Genomic DNA, 25,800 nt, shown 5'->3' with positions numbered 1-25,800 from the left:
AGATTAACTATTTAACATTAGTATATATAGATAACAATCATTATTCCATATGTTCAAAGTGAAATGCCATACCGTTTATCCAGGAAAATGTCTAAGATGAAAAGGGATTCAACAAACCTTACAGGAAAGTGAGAATAACGATGCCCTATACTGCGAGTGAACAACGATATGATGAGATAAAATATGTACGTTCCGGCAAATCCGGAATCAGACTTCCGCAAATTGCGCTGGGTCTATGGCAGAACTTTGGTGGCAACCGTACATTGGATATTCAGGAAGAAATGATTTTGCGTGCCTTTGACCTCGGAATTAACCATTTCGATCTGGCGAATAACTATGGTCCACCTCCAGGATCAGCGGAAGAGAACTTTGGCGTGATTTACAAAAAACATCTTCGTCCTTACCGGGATGAACTGCTTATCTCATCGAAGGCAGGCTACCATATGTGGAATGGACCTTACGGCGAGTGGGGCTCCCGCAAAAACCTGATTGCCAGTCTCGATCAAAGTCTTGGTCGGATGGGGCTGGACTATGTGGACATATTCTATCATCACCGTCCAGATCCGGACACGCCATTGGAAGAAACGATGACGGCGCTGGATCATATCGTGCGGCAAGGTAAAGCACTGTATGTAGGCTTGTCCAATTATAATGCAGAACAGACACAAGAAGCGGTAACTATTCTGCGTCGTTTAGGTACGCCATGTCTGGTTCATCAGCCAAACTACTCGATGCTGAATCGCTGGATTGAAGACGGTTTGCAAGACGTACTGGATGAGCAAGGCGTAGGTTCCATTGCGTTCTGTCCACTTGGCCGCGGTCAATTGACGAATAAATATGTCGACAAGATCAAGGAAGAACGCGTCAATCCAACAGGAAATTTGAAAAAAGAAGCATATACGGACGAACGGATTGCCAAGTTCGATGCACTTCAGGCGGTTGCGGAACGAAGAGGTCAGACGATCTCCCAACTGGCTCTGAACTGGATCTTGCGCGGTAACCGTGTAACCTCTGCACTGATTGGTGCAAGCCGTGTGTCCCAGATTGAAGAAAATGTAGCTGCGCTCAGCGCACCTGACCTGACAACGGAAGAGTTGAATGAGATCGAAAGCATTTTGGATGGAATGGGTAATTATCCGTGGTAACATACACAGTATAGCTGTGTGAAAATTATAGTTAGGTAAAACTAATGTAATATAAATGAAGAATGAAAATGGCGCCTACCTGATCAATCAGGGGAGGCGCCATTTTGTATATGTCATTTTCTTTATAGGATAAGATCTATTATAATAGTTCATTAATTGACCTATGTTTATTTTTTCAGAATGAACCTAGTTCATAGCACCTGGTCCTAGGATTTAGGGTATAATATATAGAAGCTTTACAATTGAACTACGAAGGAGAGGCTCCATTTGAACTTTGAACAGTGGATTTCGCCTGAAAGCTATAACCTGACATCCGAGATGGAGAATCATCCATCAGAGCGGATTGCACTTAGATGGCTCAGCGATCAACGAGAGGTGGAAGAGATCACGTATGGTGATTTATTTAAGCAGGCGAATCGTCTTGCTGGAGGTCTGCGTGAACTTGGACTAGAGAAGGGTGATCGGGTGTTGGTCATGGTACCACGCCGTATTATTGCCTATGTCATTTATATTGCTTGTCTGAAATTGGGGATTGCCGTTATTCCTTCCTCCGAGATGTTACGGGCAAAAGATCTGGAATATCGTCTGCGTCACTCTGAGGCGCGGGCTGTTATTGTATGGTCCGAGACGACCTCAGAAGTAGAAAAGATGGACGCGGATCTGCCGTCACTGGCACATCGAATCGTGGCATCACCGAATGGAGAAGTTAGCGTACCTGCTGAAGGTTGGGTCAATGTGCATCAGTTAATGCAGAATCAACCCGAAGAGATGGTTGCGGTGGAGACTCATCGTGATGATACGGCTATCCTTGCTTATACTTCGGGCACAACAGGTAATCCCAAAGGAGTTGTACATAGCCACGGTTGGGGATATGCCCACCTGCGGATCGCTTCCTCGTTATGGTTGGATATTCAACCATCGGATACGGTATGGGCAACGGCTGCACCCGGATGGCAAAAATGGATCTGGAGCCCATTCCTGTCGGTACTCGGAAGAGGCGCGACTGGACTGGTCTACAATGGATCATTCCAGCCCAAGCGTTATCTGGAACTGATGCAGGAACATCAGATTAATGTCCTTTGCTGTACACCAACAGAATATCGGTTGATGGCCAAAGCAGATGATCTTGGACATTATGACCTGTCTCATCTGCGCAGTGCTGTTTCAGCGGGTGAACCGCTCAATCAGGAAGTTATTGAAATCTTCCAGCGTCATTTTGACCTGACTATTCGGGACGGATATGGACAGACCGAGAGCACGTTGTTAATCGGCAGTCTCAAAGATGCGCCTGTACGTATTGGCTCGATGGGTCAGTCGATTACACCTGGGTTGATTGAAATCATCGATGAAGAGGGACAACCTGTGCCTGCGGGTGAAGTGGGGGATATCGCGGTACACAAAGAGATGCCAGCTTTGTTCCGGTCCTATTATCAGGATGAGGGACGGAAGGAAGCAAGTCAGCGTGGCGATTATTTTGTAACAGGGGACCGTGCACGCAAAGACGAAGAAGGTTACTTCTGGTTTGAAGGTCGCAGTGACGACATTATCATCAGTTCGGGTTACACGATTGGACCATTTGAAGTGGAAGAAGCACTCATGAAACACGCCAGTGTGAAGGAATGTGCGGTGGTTGCAAGTCCGGATGAGATCCGTGGCAATATTGTCAAAGCTTTTGTCGTGTTGAGAGACGATTCACTGGCTTCACCGGAACTGATGCGTGAACTGCAACACCACGTCAAGGAAATCACAGCACCTTATAAATATCCACGTAAGATCGAATTTGTTACGGATCTGCCAAAGACTAACTCTGGTAAAATCCGCCGGATCGAGTTACGTGAACAAGAAAAACGTAATGGTTAGATCATTTGTATAGATGAAATTTTGGGGATTGTGCCTGCGTAGTGAAAGAGAAGGAATCGATTTCTGCAGAAGCGAAAGCGGTCGTATTTGTCTCCGAATATTAACCTTTGAAAAATACGATGAAGAAAATTTGGAGACAACGACGATCTAAAGAACGATCCTTCGCTGTAACGGCCACTCAACAGATCCCAAGTTTGCAAACCATGCCATAATATATGAAACAGGAGTGAACACAACCATGAGTCAATTTGAACAGACCTTTGAACAGACCTTTGAAAAGTCATTGGAACAATACGCAGAACTAGTTGTTAAAGTTGGCGTGAATATTCAAAAAGGACAGGATCTGCTCGTTACTGCACCAATCGAAACGCTTGAATTCACACGTCTGATTGTGCAAAAAGCCTATGCGGCTGGTGCAAACTATGTACAAGTGGACTTCGATGATGACAACATTACCCGCAGTCGTTTTGAACATGGTTCCAATGACAGCTTTGACTACTATCCAGCCTGGAAAGCGGATATGATGGAGAAGTTTGCGGAAGCAGGCGGCGCTACCTTGACGATCAAAGTTCCAGATCCTGAACTGTATAACGGAATTGACTCCGACAGCGTTTCCCGTGCTACTAAGGCAGCTGCACACGCACGTCGCGGATATGCCAAATACACACGCAACCATGAAATTAGCTGGTGTCTGATCAAGGCCCCAACCAAAGCTTGGGCGAACAAAGTATTTGCCGACATCCCGGAAGAAGACCGAATCAACGTGATGTGGGAAACCATCTTCAAAATGAACCGTGTAGATGGCGGAGACGCCGTACAAAATTGGAGAGAACATCTGGATACCTTGAATAATATGAGTGATCTTCTGAACAAAAAGAACTATAAGAGCCTGCATTACCGTGCGCCAGGTACAGACTTGAAAATTGAATTGGTCCACAACCACATCTGGGGTGGCGGTGGTAGCGAAAATAAACAAGGCGTATACACGGTTGCCAACATGCCGACAGAAGAAGTATTCACCATGCCTAAGCGCAGTGGAGTGAATGGGTATGTCAGCAGCACAATGCCTTTGAACCTGAACGGGCAACTGGTAGACCAGATGAGAATCACATTCAAGGATGGACAGGTTGTAGCGTTTACGGCAGCATCCGGTGAAGAGCATTTGAAGAACCTGTTTGCCACCGATGAAGGAGCACGTTATCTGGGTGAGGTCGCACTCGTACCACATGACTCTCCGATCTCCAACCTGAATCGCATTTTCTACAATACGGGTATTGATGAAAATGCATCTTGCCACTTGGCTGTGGGAAGTGCGTATCCATTCAACATTAAAGATGGCACAACCATGTCGAACGAAGAGTTGCTGAAGCATGAGTGTAATGTGAGCTTGACTCACGTTGATTTCATGATCGGTTCCGCTGAACTGGATATCGATGGTGAGTTACAAGACGGTACAATCGAGCCGGTATTCCGTAAAGGCAACTGGGCATTTTAATATCTTAACAAGTCTTAACTAGCTAGTAGTAACAGTCGTTAACAAAAAAAGTGACTTCAACCTGAAGTCACTTTTTTCGTTTCCTCGTAACATGGGTTACACGGGTCTTACAGGTACACATATCTCGCAATAATGCTGATTAAGCAGTTCCCAACGATATCTTTCTATAACCGGCTTGTTGTCCATCTGATAACCACTTGTTTGTAAATGAGGGATGATCACATTCCATGCCTGCTGAATAGCTTCTGCCGTATGTCTCACCTTACAGATGAGATAATCTCCGCCTAGTAACTCGCCAATCTCAACAAACTCATCTTCCAGACGTTCAGATTCAGTGATAACAATACAAGCATCATATCTGCAGTTCTGAGGAGGTGTGGTAGTTGGGTCATTTTGTGGAATACCGAATAAAATTGCTGATTCATGAAGCAGTTGGTTTTTGTCTGCCCATTGTTTCAGCGTATTCATCGCTTGAGCATTGGCTGGACCGTAAGGACCGACTTGTCGAACATAGGCGATACGATACGATGGGAGGTTTTCGATAACCATTTCCATGAAAATCTTCCTCTCTGTACGATTTCTCTTACATATTGGATGCTAACATGGTATAAAAGAATTTGCTTAGGTAATTGTTGAATCCCGGCGACGAAACTCATAGAATAGTGATAATATGTTGGAAGACTGTTCCAATAGAGCAAAACGAGAGGGGGAGGCGTTAGACATGGATATTACTTATGCCTTCACGGATGAACATTTCAGGAAAGTTGTGTTGGATCGTTTTTGTGAGCAGCGGGATTTCATCCAGGAGAGTGACGTTTGTGAGGCTGAGATATTAGAACTCTCAAATCACAATATTAGCAATCTTGATGGAATCGAGTATTTCTGGGGTCTTCAAGAGCTGGATTGTGCCTATAATCAATTGACCAGTTTGGATCTGGCTCAGAATCACAAGCTGAGGACGTTACGTTGCAGAGAGAATCAGCTTCTTACACTGGACCTCCGTTCCAATTCGGATTTGCAGGTGCTGGATTGCAGTTTTAATCGACTTCGCAAATTGGATCTTTCTCATAATTCCAAACTTATAACGGTGGAGTGTCATTGGAATATGTTGTCGGAGCTGGCTTCAGAGCCCCTTGAGCAGTTGGAGGAACTTAGTTGCAGTTATAACGCTCTTTTCTCACTTGAACTTGAACACAATAAACAACTGCGGCGACTTGATTGCGCCAACAATTACATGCTGGAACTTGATGTAACCGGTTGTCCAAACTTGATTGAACTTCGTTGTAACCACAATCATATTAAACAGTTGGATTTTCGTTCAAATATGGTTTTAGAGAGTATCCGTTGTTTTAACAACCATATTAGCAAGCTGGATATTCGCCATAACGTACAACTAAAAGAGTTGTACTGTTCCGAGAACAAATTAACCGAGTTGGATTATAGCGCTAATCCCAAGCTGGAAAGACTGCAGTATGCAGATAATCTAATGTTTGAATCCAATCATGAAGTTCCGGGTATGGGGTTGTTTCAGTATGACGTCTCGATGTCCAACTATCAGATGAGCTTACTTATTCAGGATAAAGAACTGGTATTCACTGCACAGGTTTCAACCAAGACAGAGATGGAAATATTGTCCCCATATATGGAAGAGACGTGGAAACGGTGGGACATGCTAGGTGAGCAGGCACTTAAAACCATTGCCGAGGCTCATCCGGACGAAGATATCAATACATTGATTTTGGCTGATGCAGAATTTCAGGGAGATCAATATTTCCGATTGGGTTATGATGCGGGGGATACACCTGCTGGTCGACTGTACATATATGCGGAGTTTGACGATGAATTTCACATGTTGGATACGTTGATCTATGAAACGTATTAAAGCCACGAGATCGTGGCTTTTTTGTTGTGTTGAACTAAAGATTATTTACACTGACACTACGATGACAGAACAACCTTCCAATCGCTGTTATCCCCAGATTTTAATTCCATTCCTTTTCTAAAGGGGAAAATCCGGGGATAGCGTATGCTTCCGATGCAGCTTTCTTTCAGAAAGCTTTTAGGCGAACGCTTCGCTTTTTCAGGTTTTTTCTGTCCTCTCCGTTATCGTGTAAATGTTAGTTCAACTTATATAATTTGTTATATTATATGTTATTCAGCGTGCATTTTGTTGAAGCTAACATATTCGTTAATCGGTTTACGGTAACCGCGTGGGCGCTGTTTGGCTTCCGACTTTTTGCCGATGGTGATCAGCATAACCGGTACGTAATGGTTAGGGATTTCAAGACTCCGTTGCAGTTCTTCCGAGTCAAAACCAATCATTGGACAAGTGTCCCAACCGCGATCCTGAGCGATCAGCATCAATTGCATGGCAGACAGGCTGGCATTGCGAATCGCATCCTCACGTTGGAAGAATATTCCGCGAGATTCGTAAAATTCGGTGACACTTTGGGATTCCTGCTCGTATTGGAACGGAGTAAGAGCGCCCAGGTTCAGCAGGCCTTCGTTAATCGTGCGGATATGATGATGCGCGTTGACGTCGCCCAATACCACGATGACTGCAGAAGCTGTTTTTACCTTATATTGCTGGGAAGCCTCATAGACTTTCTCTTTCTGTTCCTCGTCTTTAATCACAAGATAGTGCGTGTGTTGCAGGTTAAAGGCAGATGGTGCAAATTTGTTCAGGGCAAACATTTCTTGCAGTTCCAAATCCGAAATTTCAATTCCTTCTTCAAAAATAACGGCCGATCTACGGTTTTTGACTAGATTCTCCAACTCACTCATGGTAGTTTCCCTCGCTTATGTATGATTTATAAACTGACTATAACACACTTAGTTACTTTATGTAAGTATTATTTTAGAATAAGACAAGGATTGTCTGCCATACGCTAAAATAAAACACTAGAGGTGATTCATGAAAGCATTGATCGCAAAGTATATGGGAGGACGTGACCCTCATGAATTTCGGGTATATGTGATCCAATCTTCGACGTTAAAACGTTTTGTAGTCGTGGAGATTATTCTAGGCCCTATCGTGTACAATGTTGCACTTTATTTGTGCCATAATGCAATACTTGCTGGCGTAGGCTCTTGGGCTGGAACAGAAGGTCTGAAGAGACTGCCACTGGTCTTTAGAAAAATCGTTGGAACATGATGAAGTGTGTAAATGAGAAATTAAAGCAGAAGAGGGCCAGTTGCGGCCCCATCTTCTCCTTCAGCCATGTTATCAATAGTCACACTTCTTTTATCTAATCAAATAACTGTCTAAGATTTGGGTTCAAACCTGCCTTATTTAGCACGTTCCAAATACTGCTCCAGCGTAAGTTTCTGGTTGGTAATCTCACCAGCAATATATACTCCGACATAACGTACATGCCATGGCTCATAGGAGTAACCAGTCAATTTCTCCTGATCTTTGCCATAACGGATGATGAAGCCGTACTTGTGGGCATTGGCTTTCAGCCATTTGCCTTCTTTGGTGTTGCCAAAGCTTTGCTGAAGATCATAACCAGCCGAAGCGCTGGAGATATCCATAGCTAGACCGGTCTGATGTTCGCTTTGTCCTGGCCGAGCACTTGTTTTATTGGCAACAGCTTCACCTTTGATGCTGGCATTACGGTCAAAGATCGATTTCTGGGTCGCATAAGAGCGATAGCCAGACACCGCTTTGATATCGATGCCGTCTTTTTTGGCAGCCGCAAATAGTTTCTCTAGCGCTGTTGCAGCTACTTTACGCATCTGTTTCTTCGGACTGGAGCCAGAGAAGCTAAAAGGAATATTAGGTACAACCAAATCTTGAGGTGCATAAGTTGAAGGCAGATTTCTCTTTTTATTGACAAGTACAACCGTACTGGACACATTGGTCACAGTTGCCACATTTTTAATCGTTTTGATCGTACGACCAGGTGCATTATCATGCAGAAATTGAGTGAAGCTGGAGCTTGCAGCAGACGCGACGGAATTCAGGCTTGAAGTGATGGGAAACGTAGTAAAAGCAGAACCTGCTACAACAGAGCCTACGAGAATTGTAGATATGATGGATTTACGAGTAAAAGGTTTCATGATGTGTGTTCCTCCTCGGAATATATGAATCTATATACCGAGTATACTAGAGGATTATATCCATAGGTTCTCCAATTGTTTCCGAGTTGTAAACAAAGTTTGCTAGATTCTTCTTCTTCTTCTTCAACTCTGATAGAGGCATATAAAGAAAAGCACGTTAAAAAAGCCGTTGCATTAGATGCAACGGCTTTTGATGTGAAGAAAGATAATGCTAGATTACTTCAAGTATGCTGGAGACTGTGTTACAGCATGCAGGCGTCGGATCCACCGGAGCTTCCTGCAGTTACTGCACGGGTGTCACGAACGCGAACGTTGGCGCTGAGCACACCAGAATCACTGCTTAGTTTAAAAGAAGGATAATTTTCTTCCGTATCCAGCTTCATGTGTTGTTCTAGGTTCAGCTGCTGCTTCGGATCAACATAGAACGGAACCAGATTGGTTTCAATCTGCGCGTCGAGAGCCGCAAGTTCATCAACAATGATAATAGCGATAACTCCGTTACATCCGCAACCTTCCAAGTCATAGATCACTTTGAAATATCCAGGTTGGTCATTCAGGCTTTCCGTCAATCGTTTTGCTGCCAAATCTGTAATTTGAATATACATATAGGTACACTCCTTTATATGTGGTCATGGTTGGTAAATGGTAAAAGAATTCATTCAGCTTCTATTCCCATTATACCACTTTGGCAAAAATCAAAGCATTTATTTTCTTGACTGATCAGTCTGGAAAAGGTATTCTTTAGTTAATGAATAGGGAGGTGAGGTCTGAAATTGGGAAGAGCCAAGGAGTTTGACACGGAGACTGTTCTAAGAAAAGCAACGTCTGTATTTGGAGCGTACGGTTATGAAGGTACATCTTTGAGCTTACTGCTGAGTGAACTTGGCATTGCGCGGCAAAGCCTGTATGACACCTACGGAACTAAACATGATTTATTTGTCTCTGCTCTTAAATTCTATATTCAGCAGAAGACAGAGGCGGGGATCAGACTATTAAATGAATGTACAAATGTGAGGCAAGGCGTGACGGAGTTGTTCAACGAAGCGGTTAACGTGTTGACAGACAACGAACGTCGTAATGAATGTTTCATCATTAATAGCGCGGTTGAACAGGCACCACAAAATCACGAAATCGCGGCCTTTATTCAAACCACTAACCAACAAATGGAAGATGTTTTTCATACTGCGCTGTTACGAGGCCAGAGGAGTGGCGAACTGAGGCATGCAGAGGAAGAATTGCCCGGTCTTGCCCGTTTTCTGAATTATTCCCGACTCTCATTGACCTTTACGGCGAAGAGCGGTGCAAGCGCAGAAGCGCTACGAGATTTTGTACAGATGACCCTAAGGGCTTTGGATTAACGTTTTACATGATTTGAGTAAGAATTCTTTACGTTTTCTTGGAAATGAACGCTTAGGGCGTTTATTTTTTGATCATTATAGACCGATTGGTCTGGAAAAAGAACACCAAACAAACTGAAGGAGGAATAAGGATGACACAATCTCAGCAGTTGGAAGAGGGCAATAATATACCGTATCGGATCATGCATGGATTTACTCAATTGCTACTGGAGGGAAAACTAGAACAATGGTTGGAGCTATATACATCTGACGCTATTTTCGAATTCCCATATGCACCAGCAGGATATCCTCAGAAACTGGAAGGCAAAGCCGCAATTACGAATCATCTTCATAATCTACTGGGGATGATTGAAATCCAGCAGTTTTCTGAACCGGTGATCTTGGCTGATTCCACGAAACAACAGTTTGTGGCTGAATTTACTTGTAAAGGGCGTTCATTAGTTACAGGCAAGCCATACAACCAAACGTACATCTCTGTAGTGAGCCACTCTAATGGAAAAATTACACATTATAAAGACTATTGGAATCCGATGGTCGTACTCGAATCGGACTTAGGAGGAAACAAGCATGATCAATGATAAACCGTTGACACTTATTACCGGAGCTAATGGAAAGACAGGAAGCCGTGTTGGGGCCATACTTCAAAAGCATCATTATCCGGTGCGTTTGGCAGGAAGAACTAAACCATCTCTTTCTGGTTCTGCCGATAATTATGTCTATTTTGATTGGTATGATTCCGAGACATATGCGCTGGCGCTGAAAAATGTGAATCAGGTGTACCTTGTCATGCCAGTCATGGATATGAACCCAGAAGACGTCATCATTCCGTTCATCAAGGAAGCATTGTGGAACGGCGTTAAGCGATTCGTTTTACTTGGCAGTGCTTCGATCGATGAGAATGGTCCTATATTTGGCAAAGTACATCAGTATATAAAAGCCCATGCTCCTGAGTGGGCTGTATTGCAGCCTTCCTATTTTATGGAGAACTTTACGGAGGGACCGCATCGGGAGACGACGAAGCAACTCGGGAAAATTTACAGTGCTACGAGTAACGGAAAAATTGGATTTGTTAGTGCAGATGACATCGCTGCGGTGGCCTTCCATGCTCTAACAGATGTTGTTCCTCATAATACGGAGCATATCATTACAGGGCCGGAGACGTTGTCCTATGGACAGGTTGCAGACGTCTTGAGCCGTGTACTGGGTCAGTCCATCCAGCATGAATCTTTGTCCGATGATGAATTGAGGAACAGCATGATTCGCGCAGGAATGTCAGAAGAATACGCTGCTGCCCTCGCAGGACTGGATGTGCCTATCCGGGAGGAGGGGAGAGAAGATCAAACGACGGATACGGTGAAAAAATTAACGGGGAATAACCCGATTTCATTCGAGCAATTTATTCAGAATCATATGGAAGTATGGAAATAATGGAAGAAATATTTTCGTATTATGAAAAGACGGTGCCTGGTGCCCGTCTTTTTGCATGTCTACCAGCATGTTGACATCGTTGATTCAAATATGGATCTCTCCCTAACAAAGGACACTACGGAAAGCAGTGATTATACGAACACACTTTTGGGGAAATAGATGAAGATGAATGTTAGGGCGTGTCTGAAACACGCCCTAGATAAAGGGGCGAAGAGAGCGAATGATTCAGTTCGAAAATGTATCAAAACAATATCCTGATGGAACAACGGCTTTGCGTCAGGTTAACCTCAACATTAACAAGGGAGAATTGTTCGTCATGATTGGTCCGAGTGGATGTGGCAAAACCACCATGCTCAAAATGATCAATCGCCTGATTGAGCGAACAGATGGAACAGTGCGCATTAATGAACGCCCAATCGATGAATACAACATTCACGAATTGCGCTGGAATATAGGATATGTGCTGCAACAGATTGCACTATTCCCGCATATGACAATTGCCGAAAATATTGCAGTTGTTCCTGAACTCCGAAAATGGAAGTCAGATCAAATCAAGGAGCGTGTACATACGTTACTAGATATGGTGGGTTTGCACGGAGATACGTACAGTGAGCGTAAACCGTCCGAGTTATCCGGAGGACAACAGCAGAGAATTGGTGTGTTGCGTGCACTCGCTGCCGATCCCGAGATAGTTTTGATGGATGAACCGTTCAGTGCACTCGATCCAATGAGTCGGGAGAAATTACAGGATGATATTTTGGATATCCAGCGTCAGATGAAAAAAACAATTGTGTTTGTCACCCATGATATTCAGGAAGCGATGAAGCTGGGGGATCGCATCTGCATTATGAAGGATGGACAGGTTTTGCAGGTAGGCACCCCGGAAGAACTGATCCGACAGCCAGCTAATGACTTCGTACGTGAATTTGTTGGAAGTCCTAACACCGATACGAGTTCACAATCTGATTTTGATCTCGAATCCATCATGTCACCACTCTCACCGGGTCATGTGCCAAAATCAGCCAAAACTGCCGTTCCTGTATCCATTACGTTAACGGAATTAGTTGATATCATGGCTTCCCATGACCATCTGCTGGTTGAACGTAACCGCCAGATTATTGGCGAGATCAGTCGAGTTGATCTGATGAAATACTGGTCTGGTCAGTTACAGGAACGAGGTGAAGGACATGAATAGATTCACGGAGGTGTTCAGTGAGCGCAAAGGTCAGTTGTTGTCTGCTCTGCTGGAACATGTTCAGATCTCATTTATCGCATTGTTCTTTGCTGTCCTCATCGCTATTCCGCTTGGTATATACCTTACACGCAAACCAAGAGTGGCTGAACCAATTATCGGGGTTACGGCTGTGTTGCAGACGATACCTTCCTTGGCGCTTCTCGGATTGCTCATCCCGTTATTCGGCATAGGCACACTTCCTGCAATTATTGCATTGGTGGTGTATGCACTGCTACCCGTACTTCGCAACACGTACACAGGCATATCCGAAGTTGATCCTTCCATGGTGGAAGCGGCAAATGCGATGGGCATGAATAGTTGGCAACGTCTAATCAAAGTGGAACTGCCACTGGCGATGCCTGTCATTATGGCCGGAATTCGGACCGCGATGGTGCTTATTGTAGGAACGGCGACACTTGCTGCCTTGATCGGCGCAGGAGGTTTGGGTGCATTAATCTTGCTAGGCATTGATCGGAACGATACGGAACTGATCATTCTTGGAGCCATTCCGGCTGCCTTGCTGGCTATTTTGTTTGATGCACTATTGCGTCAGTTCCAGCGGTTATCCTTTAAGAAAACATTGGTTACCCTTGGTTCGCTGGCAATAATCGCGATACTTGTGATTACCATTCCCTTCGTGGCACGTGGTGGTCAGAAGGATCTCGTCATTTCCGGGAAATTGGGGGCGGAACCCGAAATTCTCATTAATATGTACAAATTGTTAATCGAAAAAGACACAGACCTGACCGTTGAACTAAAACCCGGGTTAGGCAAAACGCCATTCCTTTTCAATGCACTCAAGTCGGGTGATATTGACATCTATCCCGAATTCACGGGGACAGCGATCTCCGAATTTATGAAGGAAACGGCTGTGAGTACGGATCGAACAGAGGTCTACGAACAAGCCAGAGACGGAATGTTAAGCCAGTTCAACATGGTGCTGCTGAACCCAATGGATTACAACAATACGTATACGTTGGCCGTTCCAAAGAGCATCGCAGATCAATACAATCTCAAGACCATTTCGGATCTCAAACCGGTTGAGCAGCAGATCAAAGCAGGATTCACACTTGAATTCTCGGATCGGGAAGACGGATACCTTGGCATACAGAAAAAGTATGGGATTGAATTCCCGAACGTTGCAACAATGGAACCCAAGCTTCGCTATGGTGCTCTTCAGCGCGGAGATATTAATCTCGTTGATGCTTACTCCACAGACAGTGAGTTGAGACAGTATGAACTCGTTGTGCTGGAGGATGATCAGGAGTTATTCCCACCGTATCAAGGCGCGCCGATGCTTCGTCAAGAAACGGCAGATCAATATCCACAACTGGTTGAGGTGCTGAATCAGCTGGCTGGCAAAATTACGGATGACGAGATGCGTCAGATGAACTATGACGTGAACGTAGAGGGAGAGAATCCTGAACAGGTTGCAGCAGAGTACCTTAAACAGGCTGGATTGCTGTAACTTCAGGCATCCCTGCAATAGATGCACCAAAAGGATGAGGAGGAACCATGATGACACAAGAAACGTATGACTTGATTGCAATTGGAACAGGAAGCGCGGCAAGCTCTGTTATCACCCGTTGCGCTGAAGCTGGCTGGAAAATCGCTGTAATTGATGAACGTGAGTTCGGCGGAACGTGTGCACTGCGCGGCTGTGATCCCAAGAAAGTGCTGGCTGGAGCGGCTGAGCTGATTGACTGGAATGAACGGATGCAAGGGAAAGGAATTCAGGGACAGGCGACCATCAACTGGTCTGAACTTATGGCCTTTAAACGCACCTTTACCGAGAGCATACCTAGAGCAAGTGAAGATCAATTCAAACAGGCCGGAATGGATACTTTCCATGGTAAAGCTTCATTTGTCGATGAAGACCATATTCAAGTTGGAGAAGAAGTGCTCCATGGCAAACACATCCTGATTGCTACCGGTGCAACACCTGCGCCACTTGAGATTGAGGGCTCAGAGCATCTTTTATATAGTGATGACTTTCTGGATCTGGAACAGCTGCCGGATCGATTAGTTCTGGTAGGCGGTGGATACATTGCATTTGAGTTTGCGCATATTGCGGCCAGAGCCGGGACAGAAGTCCATATCCTGCATCGGAGTGAACAGCCTCTGAAGTCGTTTGATGCGGAGCTTGTAGAATCTTTGTTGCAAAAATCAAAAGAGATCGGCATTCATGTTCACTTGAACGCGGAGGTGAAGTCCATACGGCAAGAGGGGAACGCCTATGTCGTTCATGGCACGCGTAATGGTGCGGATCACCAGTGGCAGTGCGGACTTGTCGTTCATGGAGCGGGGCGTGTTCCCAATGTGGATGGGCTGGAATTGGAGAAAGCCAACGTCAGCTACAGCAAAAAGGGGATTACGGTGAACGAGTACTTGCAAAGTGAAAGTAATCCGAGAGTGTATGCTGCTGGCGATGTAACGTATACAAAAGGGTTGCCTTTAACCCCGTTAGCAGGTCAGGAATCCCGGGCTGTATCGTTCAATTTGTTGGAGGGAAATCAACACAAACCTAATTATAAGGTGATGCCTTCCATTGTGTTTACTGTCCCTGCCCTTGGAGCTGTAGGTATGAGCACGGAACAAGCCAAAAAAGAGGGCTACGAGGTGCAGGTAAATGATATGTCGAAATGGTATACTTACAAGCGAACTCATGAAAAATTTGCCATGGCCAAAGTGGTGATCGATAAATCAACCGGGCGTATTCTGGGCGCGCATGTGCTCGGGAGCAAAACAGAAGAATTGATTAACCTTTTTGCAATGGCGATTCAGTTCAATCTGACTATCGATCAGTTAAACACCATGAATTTTGCATATCCTACTGCTGCATCGGATCTGGGTTCTTTAATTTAGAAGTGATGAAGTGAGGATGAACCCCCCTTTGGGACGGAAGAAAGGATGAAAATAACGATGTCATCGGATTTTATTGGGCTTCATGAAGGCAAGTGGACTAAGGAACCCGTTGCTGCACGGATGGATGGGGATCGTTTCGTTGTGGAAGCTCGGGAAGGTAGTGACTTCTGGGAGAACACATTCTACGGGTTCTGTCATCGGGATGGACATGCCATGCTTGCTCCATGGGACGGAACGGAAGCGATTGAGGTATCGTTTGATCTAAGCTCATTCACCGAATTATATGACCAGGCGGGATTAATGTTATGGTACGGAGAAGACCAATGGATCAAGGCCGGAGTTGAGGTCAATGATGGTGTGGCACATGTTGGAGCCGTCGTGACGGATACGTATTCCGATTGGTCACTCTCTCCTGTGCCAGAGTGGGGTGGACGAATCGTAACAATCAGAGCCTCCTACAGTAATGAGGCTGTTGTCATTCGTGCACGCACAGATGAGCATCCTTGGCGTACGATTCGGGTTGCACGGTTTGCCTATCCAACGAACAAACATGCAGGTCCATTTCTGTGTTCACCAAAGCGAGCAGGGTTCGAGGTAGCCTTTACCAAGTGGAGATCCACGACACCCGATCAAGACTTGCATACAGATCCGCCGATTACAGATTAAAACAAGTTAAGATGCACGATAAACAATAAAACATGAACAGGTGTATCTGGCTTAGAAAGCAAGACAACACAAATAAGCAAGTCTTCCATTAACGGAGGACTTGCTTATTTGTGTGTTTAAACTTTGGACTGTGAAAAGGCTCCAGTTACTCATTTCATCATTCACCGGGTACAGTGAGTTCTTTTCGCACATACAACAGAGTGCTTGCGAACTTTACTTGAGTTTAACGTTTATTTACTCGTGTCCGTATCCAGGGAATGGGGTTCAGTCTCTTTTTCACCCTCATCATCATTGGACTTATTGAACTCCAGCATACGCTCCTCGTAATCGTCCAGGAACCATAACGGGTCCATGCTGTCTTCCTCACCGTTGTAATTGATTACGATTTCGTCGCCAGCTTTGATGTCTGTATACGCGTAGAAGTCAAAGGTGTGGTTATCAAAATTGATATCATAAGTAGCGTTAGGTTCATAGGAGTGGTTGATCAGACTGCCGTAACCGAGCAGAATTGCGGTATGATTCGCCCCATATTCGAACACGTAATCTTCCAGAATCGTTTTTTCGACATGCTCATGATCTTCATTTGGGTAAGGCACAACGGGTGCCTGATGGATAAGCGTTCCTTTGGCAATATCAACGGTAGCAAATACCCCGCGGTTAAACTCACCACCATCACCCAACTTGGATTGTTTCACTTCAATCATAATCTTCACCTGATGCTCTTCGAAGAGCTCCGTTCTATATAATAGTAATTCGTTAAGGCAAAATTTTAACCCATACTTTCATATAAGGCAAATTTCAGACAAAAAGGTGGAATAATTTTTAATATGGCGTTGAGTTGTGCAGGATATAACGCTTATAATATACAAAGAATTAAGTCTATATAGAAAAGGTGTCATGAATGAGCATATTAAATGTAGAAAAATTAAGTCACGGTTTTGGTGACCGTGCTATCTTTAACGACGTTTCATTCCGCCTGTTGAAGGGCGAACATATTGGTCTGATCGGGGCCAATGGTGAAGGTAAATCCACCTTCATGAACATTATTACAGGAAAACTTCAGCCGGATGAAGGCAAGGTGGAGTGGTCCAAACGGATGCGGGTTGGTTATCTGGACCAGCATGCTGTATTGAATAAAGGCCAATCGATCCGTGACGTACTTCGCGGCGCGTTCCAGTATTTGTTTGACATGGAACAGGAAATGAATGATATGTATGGCAAAATGGGCGATGTTACCCCGGAGGAGCTTGAACAACTGCTTGAAGACGTAGGTACGATTCAGGATACGCTGACAAACCAGGATTTCTACATGATTGATGCCAAAGTGGATGAAACTGCACGTGGTCTGGGCCTGACGGATATCGGTCTGGATAAAGACGTCAATGACCTGAGTGGTGGACAACGTACCAAAGTACTGCTTGCCAAGCTGCTGCTGGAAAAACCCGATATTTTGCTCCTGGATGAGCCTACGAACTATCTGGATGAATTGCATATCGAATGGCTGAAACGTTATTTGCAGGAATATGAGAATGCTTTTATTCTGATCTCTCACGATATTCCGTTCCTGAACAGTGTTATCAACTTGATCTATCACATGGAGAACCAGAATCTAACTCGTTATGTGGGCGATTATGATCACTTCCAGGAAGTGCATGAGATGAGAAAACAGCAGCTGGAGTCGGCGTACAAACGCCAACAACAAGAGATTGCTGACCTCAAGGATTTTGTAGCGCGGAACAAAGCAAGTGTTGCTACACGTAATATGGCGATGTCCAGACAGAAGAAACTCGACAAGATGGATGTCATCGAGATCGCCAAGGAGAAACCGAAACCGCAGTTCAACTTCCGTGATGCAAGAACATCCGGCAAGCTCATTTTCGAAACCAAAGGTCTTGTAATTGGATACAACGAACCGTTGTCCAGACCACTGGATCTGCGTATGGAGCGCGGACAGAAGATTGCCCTTGTTGGTGCGAACGGAATCGGTAAAACAACGCTGATGCGCAGTATTCTGGGTGAAATTCAAGCTCTGGAAGGAATCGTTCAACGTGGTGAACATCTGGAGATTGGTTACTTCCAGCAAGAGATGAAGGATGCCAACTACAATACATGTATTGAAGAGATCTGGCAGGAGTTCCCTTCCTATACCCAATTCGAGGTGCGCGCTGCACTTGCAAAATGTGGTTTGACTACAAAACACATTGAGAGCAAGGTAGCTGTACTGAGTGGTGGCGAGAAAGCTAAAGTGCGTCTCTGTAAGCTGATCAATAATGAAACCAACCTGCTTGTGCTCGATGAGCCGACGAACCATCTGGACGTTGATGCCAAGGAAGAGTTGAAACGTGCGCTCAAGGCTTACAAAGGCAGTATTCTTATGATTTCCCACGAACCGGAATTCTACCGTGATGTCGTTACGGAGACGTGGAACTGTGAGTCGTGGACAACAAAAGTATTCTAAATAGAGGTTGTTCAAAAAGTCCGCTTTTGATTACAAATCACGTGCGAGCTTGCGAACAAGCTAGAAGCGTGAGAAAAGGCGCGAATTTTGCTTGCAAAACAGGCAGAACTCGCGTCTTTTTTGCGTGGTTTTAACGAAAAATGTTTGAGCCCAATTCACAGTTGACAGCTTGAATAAGGCAATAATATAATTCAGGAAAGCGATTACATTTATATATTAAAAACCTGTTTCACTGCATAGGGGCAAAGAAAACACGGTATTCCGTATGGGTATCATTGCACTTAGAAGGGAAGACGGGTCTTTTTTTTGCACTCCAATGAAACCGGTTTCATTAAAATAAGGGGTGGACAAAAGCTCGTTACTGACCACTGGTTGCTGAGGATAGGCTGAACAACAACACCGCGCATACATGAACCATGCTTTCATCTTTCATGCCAAAGGAGAGAATGAACATTGGATAAACTCAGGAAACCCATCATATTTATGTTATCAGCAACACTTGCGCTGTCTTCGGGACCGTTGATGCTACCGAGTAAGGCGTATGCCGATCTGAGCAGTATACCCGCCACGTTGTTGCAGGACGATTTTTCGGATGGGAATTTCACGGAATCACCCGCGTGGAACGTAAGCTCAGGCAACTGGGAAGTGTTCGCTGACCCGACAGATGCGTCCAACTTTACGCTTTTCCAGAGCGATACCAATGAAGGCATCATCTCTACTGGAGACTCCATGTCGGACATGACCGTGTCCATGCGCTTTTACACGGGAGCCGGTCAGGGGTATCCGGGAATATTGCCGCGGTTTCAGGATAAGAGCAACTTTTACTATTTTCAAATGCAGGTTCCCAATAATAAACTCGTTTTCTCCAAACGGGTGAACGGATCAGACACAACTTTGAAAACGGTGGACTATGCTTTTGCCAAAGATACATGGTACACGCTCAAAGTGGTGTTATCAGGTACCACCATTCGCGGGTATATCGCGGAAAACGGCTCCGATCGGTTGGTATTTGATCTGGTCGATCCTACATACGGGTCAGGTACTGTGGGCATTCGGAATAAGTGGCAGTCGGTACATGCAGATGACGTGACCATTGCCGAGCAACCGCCTGGGAACGATATTCAGCTCTCTATTGCTGAGCAGACGGCTTCTTCGGTTTCACTGCAATGGTCTGAAATCGCGGGAGCATCAGCCTATCGCTTGTACCGTTCCTCTACGCCTGAAGGCGGTTATTCTCTGGTAACCAGTACCGGAACTTTGGAACACATGGATGAAGGATTGAGCGGGGATACGGTGTATTATTACAGGCTCGCTTATGAATACGGAGGCCTAACCGAATCATTATGGACTGCTCCGCTGGAAGTTCGGACGACAGCCGCAGCACCACAGGCTCCGGGCGAATTAAAGGCCGAAGCACTCAATGCCACGAGTGTGAAGCTATCTTGGCCCGCCGTTGACAAGTCAACGGGTTATCGCGTGGTTCGGGCCGAATCTGGCAGTGAGCAATACGAGCAGATATACGAAGGGAAAGGGCTCACATTCACGGATAATGCACTTGAGCCGGGCACCAGCTACAGCTATCGCGTAACAGCCTATAACGCAGCTGGTGAGTCAGCATTCACTGTTGCAGAAGCCACGACATACTCCATTGACTCTCCAGCAGAGTTCGCTGCCACAGCTGTGACGGACACATCAATCTCTCTGGGGTGGAATGTCTTGCCTGGATCTGATGTAACGTATATCGTGTCCCGTTCAACCAGTGCTACGGGTACGTATCAGCAGGTCTATAGTGGCAATGAAAACACGTTTAACGATAGCGGTCTGACGATGGGCACAGGATATTTTTACATCATTCAGGCGACCGTGGACGGCGTAACTTCTCCAGCATCCGCACCGCTGGGTGTTGCCACAGTTCGCACAAGCATTACACCAGGGCAATTGTGGCCAGATCTGGACGGGAAGCCGATTGATGCTCATGGGGCTGGCTTTTTCTATGATGAACAGACGGAGACCTATTACTGGTATGGCGAATATCATAAGGGCGGCTGGCCAGCTGTTGGTGTGCGTGTGTATTCATCCAAGGATCTGATGAATTGGAAGGATGAAGGCATGGCTTTAACAACACTTCAATCCATGGATGATTTTGACAATGACCCGTTGATCTCCAAATTGTATGCGGGGCGTGAAGACCGCGTGGATATCTGGGCAGATATCCGCAAAGGACGGATCATTGAGCGGCCTAAGGTCATCTATAACGACAAAATGAAGAAATACGTGATGTGGGCTCATATGGACGGAGACAAGGACCCGTACAACAATAATGCGAACTACGGTAAAGCACGGGCTGGCTACGCTATCAGTGACTCTCCAACAGGACCTTTTGTATATCAGAAGAGTTACCGGATGGACAGAGCTCCCGAAGGGGAGAAAGATTTCTTCCCAACCGATAAGGGTATGGCACGTGATATGACGTTGTTCAAGGATGATGACGGCACCGGCTATCTGATCTATTCCAGCGAAGAAAACCTGACGCTCTACATCTCCAAATTGAATGAAGACTACAGTGACGTAACAGGGTGGCATAAGGAAGGTCGAACGGATGACAAAGGCAATCCGGTAAGAGATTCCACCTATCAGGCGGAATACGGCGTCGATTACGTGCGTGTGTTCCCGGGAGGGCAACGTGAAGCACCGGCGATGTTCAAGTATCAGGGGAAATATTATATTTTGACTTCGGGAGCTTCCGGTTGGGCCCCTAACGAAAACAAAGTGACGGTGGCGGACAACATCTTTGGCCCGTGGTCAACGCAGACCAATCCGTTCGTGCGTACGTTGCCAACCGATCCTGATCCAGGCAAGGCATTTGGCACACAGACCACTTCCGTCATTCCGGTCGATCCGGAAAAAGGCAAATTCATTTACGTGGGGGATACGTGGAATGGTGGCAATTTCTCGAATGATGCTGCAAAATACGTGTTCTTGCCAATTGAGTTTGGAATAGGCTCCGACATCGCGATCAAGTGGTATAACAGCTGGACACCTGATCTGCTGAATTCGATGGGAAAGGTAGATATTGCTGATCCGTTGCCAGAAGCCGTGGCGTTAGGCAAAGTACCATCCCTGCCAACAACATTGAATGTGCGCGACGGTGGAGCACTGGTATCAACGCCAGCAGTATGGACGATTGATAACCGGGCCATGACGGCAGAGGATTTTGCCAAGCCTGGACCGCTCACATTACAGGTAACGACACCGGAATATAACAACAAAAAGCAGGCAGTTCGCGTAAATGTCATTCCGGAGAATACACTATATTTCGTGAATAGCGGAGGTTACGAAACGGCTGATTACAGTCTCATGGGTGCTTATATGAAAGGAACGCTTGCCAACCCGGAAACGGCGGATCAGATGTACGCTCCGGCTGAGGGACGTAATTGGGGTTATGTCAGCGCAGATGCACTGGCATCCGGTTCGAATGGCGGGGATATATTCTCGACCGTACGTTATCTGAACGGTGGAAATGTCAGCAATTCTCCTAAAGGCACGGACTTAACCTATAGATTTGATGTGCCAAACGGGACATACGATGTCTACGCCGGATTCAACGATCCGTGGAGCAATACATCGCGCAGAGCGAATTTCATCATCAATGGCACCAATACCGGAGCAGTTACTTTTACGCCTGCCAGCGTTAGAGCCAACAAAGGCATCAGCGTGTCGGACAACAAGCTGGAGTTGACCGTGCGCAATACGGCATCGCAGGACCCGATGATTAGCTGGATTATGATCGTTAAACCTGACGCCGCGCCACCTGTAAATGATAGTGCTGGCCTTAATGCTGATACGTTGGATTCAACGAGCGCAACGCTTCGCTGGGATGCTCATCTTGGTGCAGCAAGCTACAAGCTCTACCGCTCAGATCGTGAGCAAGGTGAGTATAAGATGGTCTACAGCGGCAATGGACGGGAGTACACGGACAGTGAACTGAACCCCGGCACGGAATATTATTACAAAGTAGAGGCTTTGGATGCCACGGGGCAATCGGTGCGAGGTGTATCTTCCGCTTATCAGGTGCACACGGCTCAGCAGAGCGCTGCTGATGTAGCCACAAGCATTACAGCGTTGGAACAGCCTTCCGCAGGTGCAAAAAAACTGAAGTTCCCTTCCGTGCCGCAAGGTTTCACGGTGAAGATCGCTTCCAGTTCGGTACCGTCGGTCATTCAAACTGATGGAACGATTGTCCCACCATCTAAGGAAACAACAGTAACACTGGAGTTGGAAATTACTCGAACTTCTGACGACAGTAGAGCCCTGACTATACCGTTGAAAGTGAAGGTGCCAGCATCTGTTCCTTCCCCTGGAGGCACGGACCCTGGTTCGGGTGGTAATTCAGGTGGCAATTCCGGTGGAAATCCAGGAAATGGTTCTGGTTCATCCAGCAATGGTGGACAATCCGGAAGTGGTAACTCAAGTGCAGAGAATGCGGTACCACAACCTAAACCGGAGAAGGACCGTTCTGTTCTGGAGTTGCAGGGACAGTCTGATCAGAAGGGTGTAGTGCAGTCCAACGTGGATGTTTCAACGATTAAAGATGCTTTTAAAGTTGCCCCCTCAACAGATGCGGGTCAGCGCTTGGTCGAACTTCGGCTGAAGCCGGTTTCGGGAGCAACGGTATATGAAGTATCTCTGCCTGCCTCTGCGTTAATAGATCAGGGCGAGTCACATGTGTTCAACATTGTTACAGAGCTGGGAATGTTGGAGCTTCCCGCGACACTGTTAACAAAAGATATAGTTGGTGATGGGATTGCATCAATCCGATTGGTCAGAACGGAGCTGCCAGAAACAGTCGCAGATCAGCTCGGCACGAATTATGGAGTCCAGCTTGAACTTCAACTGGATGGTCAACCATGGCCATCGGAAAGCCAGTTAATACTTCGTCTGCCTTTCCAATCCTCACAAAATGCTCAGCAGGATCGGATTGTAGCATTTGCCATTGGCGCGAACGGTGTGGCAACCCCATTGCCGCAAAGTTACTACGATCAAAAAAGCGGGCAACTTGTATTTTCCGTCACATCACTCACAGGAAATTATGCTGTTGTGCCTGTTGAGCAGACATTCGCAGATCTTGCAGAAGTGCAGTGGGCCAAGAAAGCAATGGAGGCTTTGGCTGTTAGAGGTGTAATTGATGCTGAGGCAAGTGGTGATTCCACGCAGTTACATCCAAAACAGGAGATGACCCGCGGCCAATACATGCAGTGGTTGATGACTGCGCTGGGCTTGAATGCTTCTTCCGGGAATGCGTTCTCTGATGTAAACGAAAAGGCTCCATATTACCAAGCCGTTACAGCTGCGCGTTCGCTAGGTATCACCAGTGGTACAGGTGACGGGCGCTTCTTGCCAGAGTCCACGATCACTCGTCAAGAGATGATGACATTAACAGTTCGCGCACTTGCAACGGCTGGACTGGTTGACTCCGAGAAGGCTGGAACAGATAACCTTACTCGTTTCCGCGACGCTTCCGAGATTCGCTCTTATGCCCGGGATAGTGTGGCATTACTTGTGGATCTGGGCATCGCCCACGGGTACAACGGTGAGGTGAAACCACTTGCCGAAGCAACCCGAGCCGAATCGGCTACGTTGTTATATGCGATGATGAGCAAACTGGTATGGAAGAAATGATGATACACCAGAATCGTAGCGCGTGAAAAAGAAGGCTTACTTTGACCTGGAGCCCAGGTTGGAGTAAGCCTTCTTAATTATAAGCCAGCCATGGGCGAAAAGTAATTTACTCAACGAACATGTATCTTCATGTCGTTTTACAGTTGTTATCTGTAATGTCTACGAATGTTATCTGTAATGTCTACGAATGTTATCTGTAATTTCTGCGAATTGTTAATTGTAATGTTTGCCGATTTGGTATGCTTGCTCCAGCAAGCTTTCAATATGTTCTTTGGATTCTGAAATGGTTTCATAGAGGAATTCGACTCGTGATTCCTGCATTCTTGCATAACCCGCGATACCGTTATTCAGATAATTCGAAATCATGTTGTAATAGTCGTATTTATGGAATGAAGCCTCCGTCCCCCCAGCTAGTGCAATCCACAGTGCCTTTTTGGAGTTTGCCTTGTTCAGCAGCCCCATGTTCCATACTTTGTCCAGATAAGCTTTGAGCATGGAGGGAACGTTGTACCACCAGACCGGGAAAACAAATACAATGGCATCAGCCGCAAGCACACGATCCAGCTCTTTGCGAATCACAGGGGCATGCTGTTTATCGGGATTTTGCCAGTCTCGCTCATCTTCTACACGATATAGGGGATCGAATCCGTCATGATATAGATCGAGGATATCGATTTCATGGGAATTCTCCTGCATACCTTCTATAAAACGATTCATCACGGCAAATGTTAGGGAATCCTGTCTTGGGTGAGTAACGACCAGTTTAACTTTCATGTAGGAGTAACCATCCTTTTTTCTTTTTATTTTGGTTAAACATTCTGACCAATGTTATTATAAGTTTCATGACATCTTCTTGAGAAGTACGCACCTGAGAGTGCTGTAGATACTTTGGGGTTCTTCGGTTACTTTTAATAACGGATATACATATATGTGAATTATGGGGGAGTACAAGTGGAACAAGAAATGAAAAAATATGAGAGTGGTGTGCAGGCGATGCTGGAACTGGTCGGTGGAAAATGGAGGATTCTTATTCTGCATCAGCTGATATCAGGTAAAAAACGAACAAGCGAACTTCGCAGAGCCATTCCTGGCATTACCCAGAAGGTCTTAACCCAGCAGCTGCGTGAACTGGAAAAGAATGAAATCATCCATCGGATCATTCATCCTCAGATTCCGCCCAAGGTAGAGTATGAGCTGACAGAGTACGGCTTGACACTACAGGACATCATTGACCGCATATGTCTATGGGGAGAGAATCACTTGGACAGAGTATACGGAGATAAAAGCAGAGTGCTGGGAAATCATTTTAGTGACTATACTCCACTTTCAACTTCAACTTGAGCTGGCTGTCAAATTTAAAAATATAACAAAACCGTCCTTGATTTAAAAAGGAGGGTTTTTGTTGTTTTTTGTCCTTTATCAGCGAAACTGATAAATGCTATAAAATCATTGAAATTGACCCTCAACACCCGGTGTGTTAGGTTTTAGAGAGAAGAAATTAAATTAATGTGATGATTTTAGTCGGAATTAAAATCGAAGCAATGCGCGAG

Annotated in this window: 21 protein-coding genes; 15 read left to right on the top strand and 6 right to left on the bottom strand. The window is 45.7% G+C overall.

Annotated elements, in window-relative coordinates; genetic code table 11:
* Positions 1-140: 140 nt before the first annotated feature.
* The 3 genes from MHI01_RS05310 (at position 141) to MHI01_RS05300 (ending at position 4,500) form a co-directional block, all read left to right on the top strand.
* Entirely contained in the window at positions 141-1,145 is a 1,005-nt protein-coding gene (locus MHI01_RS05310; RefSeq protein ID WP_340984829.1) for an aldo/keto reductase, read from the top strand.
* Between the two features lie 267 nt (positions 1,146-1,412).
* A complete protein-coding gene (mbcS, locus tag MHI01_RS05305) occupies positions 1,413-3,005 on the top strand; it encodes an acyl-CoA synthetase MbcS (protein WP_253508015.1) in 1,593 nt (530 codons plus the stop codon).
* 238 nt (positions 3,006-3,243) lie between these two features.
* Positions 3,244-4,500 carry an aminopeptidase gene (locus MHI01_RS05300; RefSeq protein ID WP_340982701.1) on the top strand — a complete coding sequence of 419 codons (1,257 nt, stop codon included), beginning with the start codon at positions 3,244-3,246 and terminating at the stop codon, positions 4,498-4,500.
* 96 nt (positions 4,501-4,596) lie between these two features.
* Here the strand turns inward: MHI01_RS05300 and MHI01_RS05295 are convergent, their stop codons facing one another.
* Positions 4,597-5,055 (bottom strand): AraC family transcriptional regulator, encoded by a 459-nt coding sequence (locus MHI01_RS05295; protein ID WP_340982700.1) that lies wholly within the window; start codon positions 5,053-5,055, stop codon positions 4,597-4,599.
* Positions 5,056-5,221: 166 nt separating this feature from the next.
* Here MHI01_RS05295 and MHI01_RS05290 point away from each other — a divergent pair, with 166 nt between their 5' ends.
* Positions 5,222-6,382, top strand: coding sequence for a leucine-rich repeat domain-containing protein (locus MHI01_RS05290; RefSeq protein WP_340982699.1), 1,161 nt, complete (start codon positions 5,222-5,224; stop codon positions 6,380-6,382).
* 269 nt (positions 6,383-6,651) lie between these two features.
* On the opposite strand, the gene MHI01_RS05285 is transcribed toward MHI01_RS05290, so the two are convergent.
* Positions 6,652-7,284: a nitroreductase family protein gene (locus MHI01_RS05285; protein ID WP_340982698.1), complete on the bottom strand. Its 633-nt coding sequence runs from the start codon at positions 7,282-7,284 to the stop codon at positions 6,652-6,654.
* Between the two features lie 130 nt (positions 7,285-7,414).
* Between MHI01_RS05285 and MHI01_RS05280 the strand changes: the two genes are divergently transcribed.
* Positions 7,415-7,654 (top strand): hypothetical protein, encoded by a 240-nt coding sequence (locus tag MHI01_RS05280; RefSeq protein ID WP_340982697.1) that lies wholly within the window; start codon positions 7,415-7,417, stop codon positions 7,652-7,654.
* 134 nt (positions 7,655-7,788) lie between these two features.
* Here MHI01_RS05280 and MHI01_RS05275 read toward each other — a convergent pair whose 3' ends face one another.
* Together MHI01_RS05275 and MHI01_RS05270 are read right to left on the bottom strand one after the other, a co-directional pair.
* A complete protein-coding gene (locus MHI01_RS05275) occupies positions 7,789-8,562 on the bottom strand; it encodes a M15 family metallopeptidase (RefSeq protein ID WP_340982696.1) in 774 nt (257 codons plus the stop codon).
* Positions 8,563-8,804: 242 nt separating this feature from the next.
* Positions 8,805-9,167 carry an iron-sulfur cluster biosynthesis family protein gene (locus MHI01_RS05270; RefSeq protein ID WP_076214772.1) on the bottom strand — a complete coding sequence of 121 codons (363 nt, stop codon included), beginning with the start codon at positions 9,165-9,167 and terminating at the stop codon, positions 8,805-8,807.
* A gap of 168 nt (positions 9,168-9,335) precedes the next feature.
* Between MHI01_RS05270 and MHI01_RS05265 the strand changes: the two genes are divergently transcribed.
* The 7 genes from MHI01_RS05265 (at position 9,336) to MHI01_RS05235 (ending at position 16,113) form a co-directional block, all read left to right on the top strand.
* Positions 9,336-9,920: a TetR/AcrR family transcriptional regulator gene (locus tag MHI01_RS05265; protein ID WP_340982695.1), complete on the top strand. Its 585-nt coding sequence runs from the start codon at positions 9,336-9,338 to the stop codon at positions 9,918-9,920.
* Between the two features lie 131 nt (positions 9,921-10,051).
* A complete protein-coding gene (locus MHI01_RS05260; RefSeq protein ID WP_340982694.1) occupies positions 10,052-10,498 on the top strand; it encodes a nuclear transport factor 2 family protein in 447 nt (148 codons plus the stop codon).
* Positions 10,488-11,348, top strand: a complete 861-nt coding sequence (locus tag MHI01_RS05255) for an ergot alkaloid biosynthesis protein (RefSeq protein ID WP_340982693.1) — start codon at positions 10,488-10,490, stop codon at positions 11,346-11,348. Before MHI01_RS05260 ends, MHI01_RS05255 begins: the two co-directional genes overlap by 11 nt.
* Positions 11,349-11,568: 220 nt before the next feature.
* Complete coding sequence (locus tag MHI01_RS05250; RefSeq protein WP_076249515.1) at positions 11,569-12,543, top strand: ABC transporter ATP-binding protein; 975 nt, start codon at positions 11,569-11,571, stop codon at positions 12,541-12,543.
* Positions 12,536-14,050 carry an osmoprotectant update ABC transporter permease/substrate-binding subunit OpuFB gene (gene opuFB, locus MHI01_RS05245; protein WP_340982692.1) on the top strand — a complete coding sequence of 505 codons (1,515 nt, stop codon included), beginning with the start codon at positions 12,536-12,538 and terminating at the stop codon, positions 14,048-14,050. Before MHI01_RS05250 ends, opuFB begins: the two co-directional genes overlap by 8 nt.
* Positions 14,051-14,100: 50 nt before the next feature.
* The gene (locus tag MHI01_RS05240) at positions 14,101-15,447 is read left to right on the top strand and encodes a dihydrolipoyl dehydrogenase family protein (RefSeq protein WP_340982691.1); all 1,347 of its coding nucleotides are present in this window, start codon (positions 14,101-14,103) and stop codon (positions 15,445-15,447) included.
* A gap of 45 nt (positions 15,448-15,492) precedes the next feature.
* Complete coding sequence (locus MHI01_RS05235; RefSeq protein WP_235193804.1) at positions 15,493-16,113, top strand: DUF1349 domain-containing protein; 621 nt, start codon at positions 15,493-15,495, stop codon at positions 16,111-16,113.
* Positions 16,114-16,343: 230 nt separating this feature from the next.
* Here the strand turns inward: MHI01_RS05235 and MHI01_RS05230 are convergent, their stop codons facing one another.
* Positions 16,344-16,817, bottom strand: coding sequence for an SET domain-containing protein (locus MHI01_RS05230; RefSeq protein WP_100528913.1), 474 nt, complete (start codon positions 16,815-16,817; stop codon positions 16,344-16,346).
* 197 nt (positions 16,818-17,014) lie between these two features.
* Here MHI01_RS05230 and MHI01_RS05225 point away from each other — a divergent pair, with 197 nt between their 5' ends.
* Together MHI01_RS05225 and MHI01_RS05220 are read left to right on the top strand one after the other, a co-directional pair.
* On the top strand, positions 17,015-18,571 hold the full coding sequence (locus MHI01_RS05225) for an ABC-F family ATP-binding cassette domain-containing protein (RefSeq protein WP_340982690.1): 1,557 nt from the start codon (positions 17,015-17,017) through the stop codon (positions 18,569-18,571).
* A gap of 483 nt (positions 18,572-19,054) precedes the next feature.
* On the top strand, positions 19,055-24,250 hold the full coding sequence (locus tag MHI01_RS05220; RefSeq protein WP_340982689.1) for an S-layer homology domain-containing protein: 5,196 nt from the start codon (positions 19,055-19,057) through the stop codon (positions 24,248-24,250).
* Positions 24,251-24,463: 213 nt separating this feature from the next.
* Here MHI01_RS05220 and MHI01_RS05215 read toward each other — a convergent pair whose 3' ends face one another.
* On the bottom strand, positions 24,464-25,024 hold the full coding sequence (locus MHI01_RS05215) for an NAD(P)H oxidoreductase (protein ID WP_282321617.1): 561 nt from the start codon (positions 25,022-25,024) through the stop codon (positions 24,464-24,466).
* A 189-nt stretch (positions 25,025-25,213) separates the two neighbouring features.
* On the opposite strand from MHI01_RS05215, the gene MHI01_RS05210 reads away from it, so the two are divergent.
* Positions 25,214-25,591, top strand: coding sequence for a winged helix-turn-helix transcriptional regulator (locus tag MHI01_RS05210; protein ID WP_445744919.1), 378 nt, complete (start codon positions 25,214-25,216; stop codon positions 25,589-25,591).
* Positions 25,592-25,800: the final 209 nt, after the last annotated feature.

This window comes from Paenibacillus sp. FSL M7-0656 (assembly GCF_038003225.1).
Taxonomy (GTDB): Bacteria; Bacillota; Bacilli; order Paenibacillales; family Paenibacillaceae; genus Paenibacillus; species Paenibacillus amylolyticus.
Note: the sequence above shows the minus strand (reverse complement) of the source record. Positions and strands in the feature narration are given on the sequence as shown.

Excerpts from the sequence above, each read along its gene's own strand:
- MHI01_RS05310 (WP_340984829.1), top strand. The coding sequence starts at position 141 with ATGCCCTATACTGCGAGTGAACAACGATATGATGAGATAAAATATGTA.
- MHI01_RS05300 (WP_340982701.1), top strand. The coding sequence starts at position 3,244 with ATGAGTCAATTTGAACAGACCTTTGAACAGACCTTTGAAAAGTCATTG.
- MHI01_RS05295 (WP_340982700.1), bottom strand. The coding sequence starts at position 5,055 with ATGGAAATGGTTATCGAAAACCTCCCATCGTATCGTATCGCCTATGTT.
- MHI01_RS05290 (WP_340982699.1), top strand. The coding sequence starts at position 5,222 with ATGGATATTACTTATGCCTTCACGGATGAACATTTCAGGAAAGTTGTG.
- MHI01_RS05285 (WP_340982698.1), bottom strand. The coding sequence starts at position 7,284 with ATGAGTGAGTTGGAGAATCTAGTCAAAAACCGTAGATCGGCCGTTATT.
- MHI01_RS05280 (WP_340982697.1), top strand. The coding sequence starts at position 7,415 with ATGAAAGCATTGATCGCAAAGTATATGGGAGGACGTGACCCTCATGAA.
- MHI01_RS05275 (WP_340982696.1), bottom strand. The coding sequence starts at position 8,562 with ATGAAACCTTTTACTCGTAAATCCATCATATCTACAATTCTCGTAGGC.
- MHI01_RS05270 (WP_076214772.1), bottom strand. The coding sequence starts at position 9,167 with ATGTATATTCAAATTACAGATTTGGCAGCAAAACGATTGACGGAAAGC.
- MHI01_RS05260 (WP_340982694.1), top strand. The coding sequence starts at position 10,052 with ATGACACAATCTCAGCAGTTGGAAGAGGGCAATAATATACCGTATCGG.
- MHI01_RS05255 (WP_340982693.1), top strand. The coding sequence starts at position 10,488 with ATGATCAATGATAAACCGTTGACACTTATTACCGGAGCTAATGGAAAG.
- MHI01_RS05250 (WP_076249515.1), top strand. The coding sequence starts at position 11,569 with ATGATTCAGTTCGAAAATGTATCAAAACAATATCCTGATGGAACAACG.
- opuFB (WP_340982692.1), top strand. The coding sequence starts at position 12,536 with ATGAATAGATTCACGGAGGTGTTCAGTGAGCGCAAAGGTCAGTTGTTG.
- MHI01_RS05240 (WP_340982691.1), top strand. The coding sequence starts at position 14,101 with ATGACACAAGAAACGTATGACTTGATTGCAATTGGAACAGGAAGCGCG.
- MHI01_RS05235 (WP_235193804.1), top strand. The coding sequence starts at position 15,493 with ATGAAAATAACGATGTCATCGGATTTTATTGGGCTTCATGAAGGCAAG.
- MHI01_RS05230 (WP_100528913.1), bottom strand. The coding sequence starts at position 16,817 with ATGATTGAAGTGAAACAATCCAAGTTGGGTGATGGTGGTGAGTTTAAC.
- MHI01_RS05225 (WP_340982690.1), top strand. The coding sequence starts at position 17,015 with ATGAGCATATTAAATGTAGAAAAATTAAGTCACGGTTTTGGTGACCGT.
- MHI01_RS05220 (WP_340982689.1), top strand. The coding sequence starts at position 19,055 with ATGTTATCAGCAACACTTGCGCTGTCTTCGGGACCGTTGATGCTACCG.
- MHI01_RS05215 (WP_282321617.1), bottom strand. The coding sequence starts at position 25,024 with ATGAAAGTTAAACTGGTCGTTACTCACCCAAGACAGGATTCCCTAACA.
- MHI01_RS05210 (WP_445744919.1), top strand. The coding sequence starts at position 25,214 with ATGAAAAAATATGAGAGTGGTGTGCAGGCGATGCTGGAACTGGTCGGT.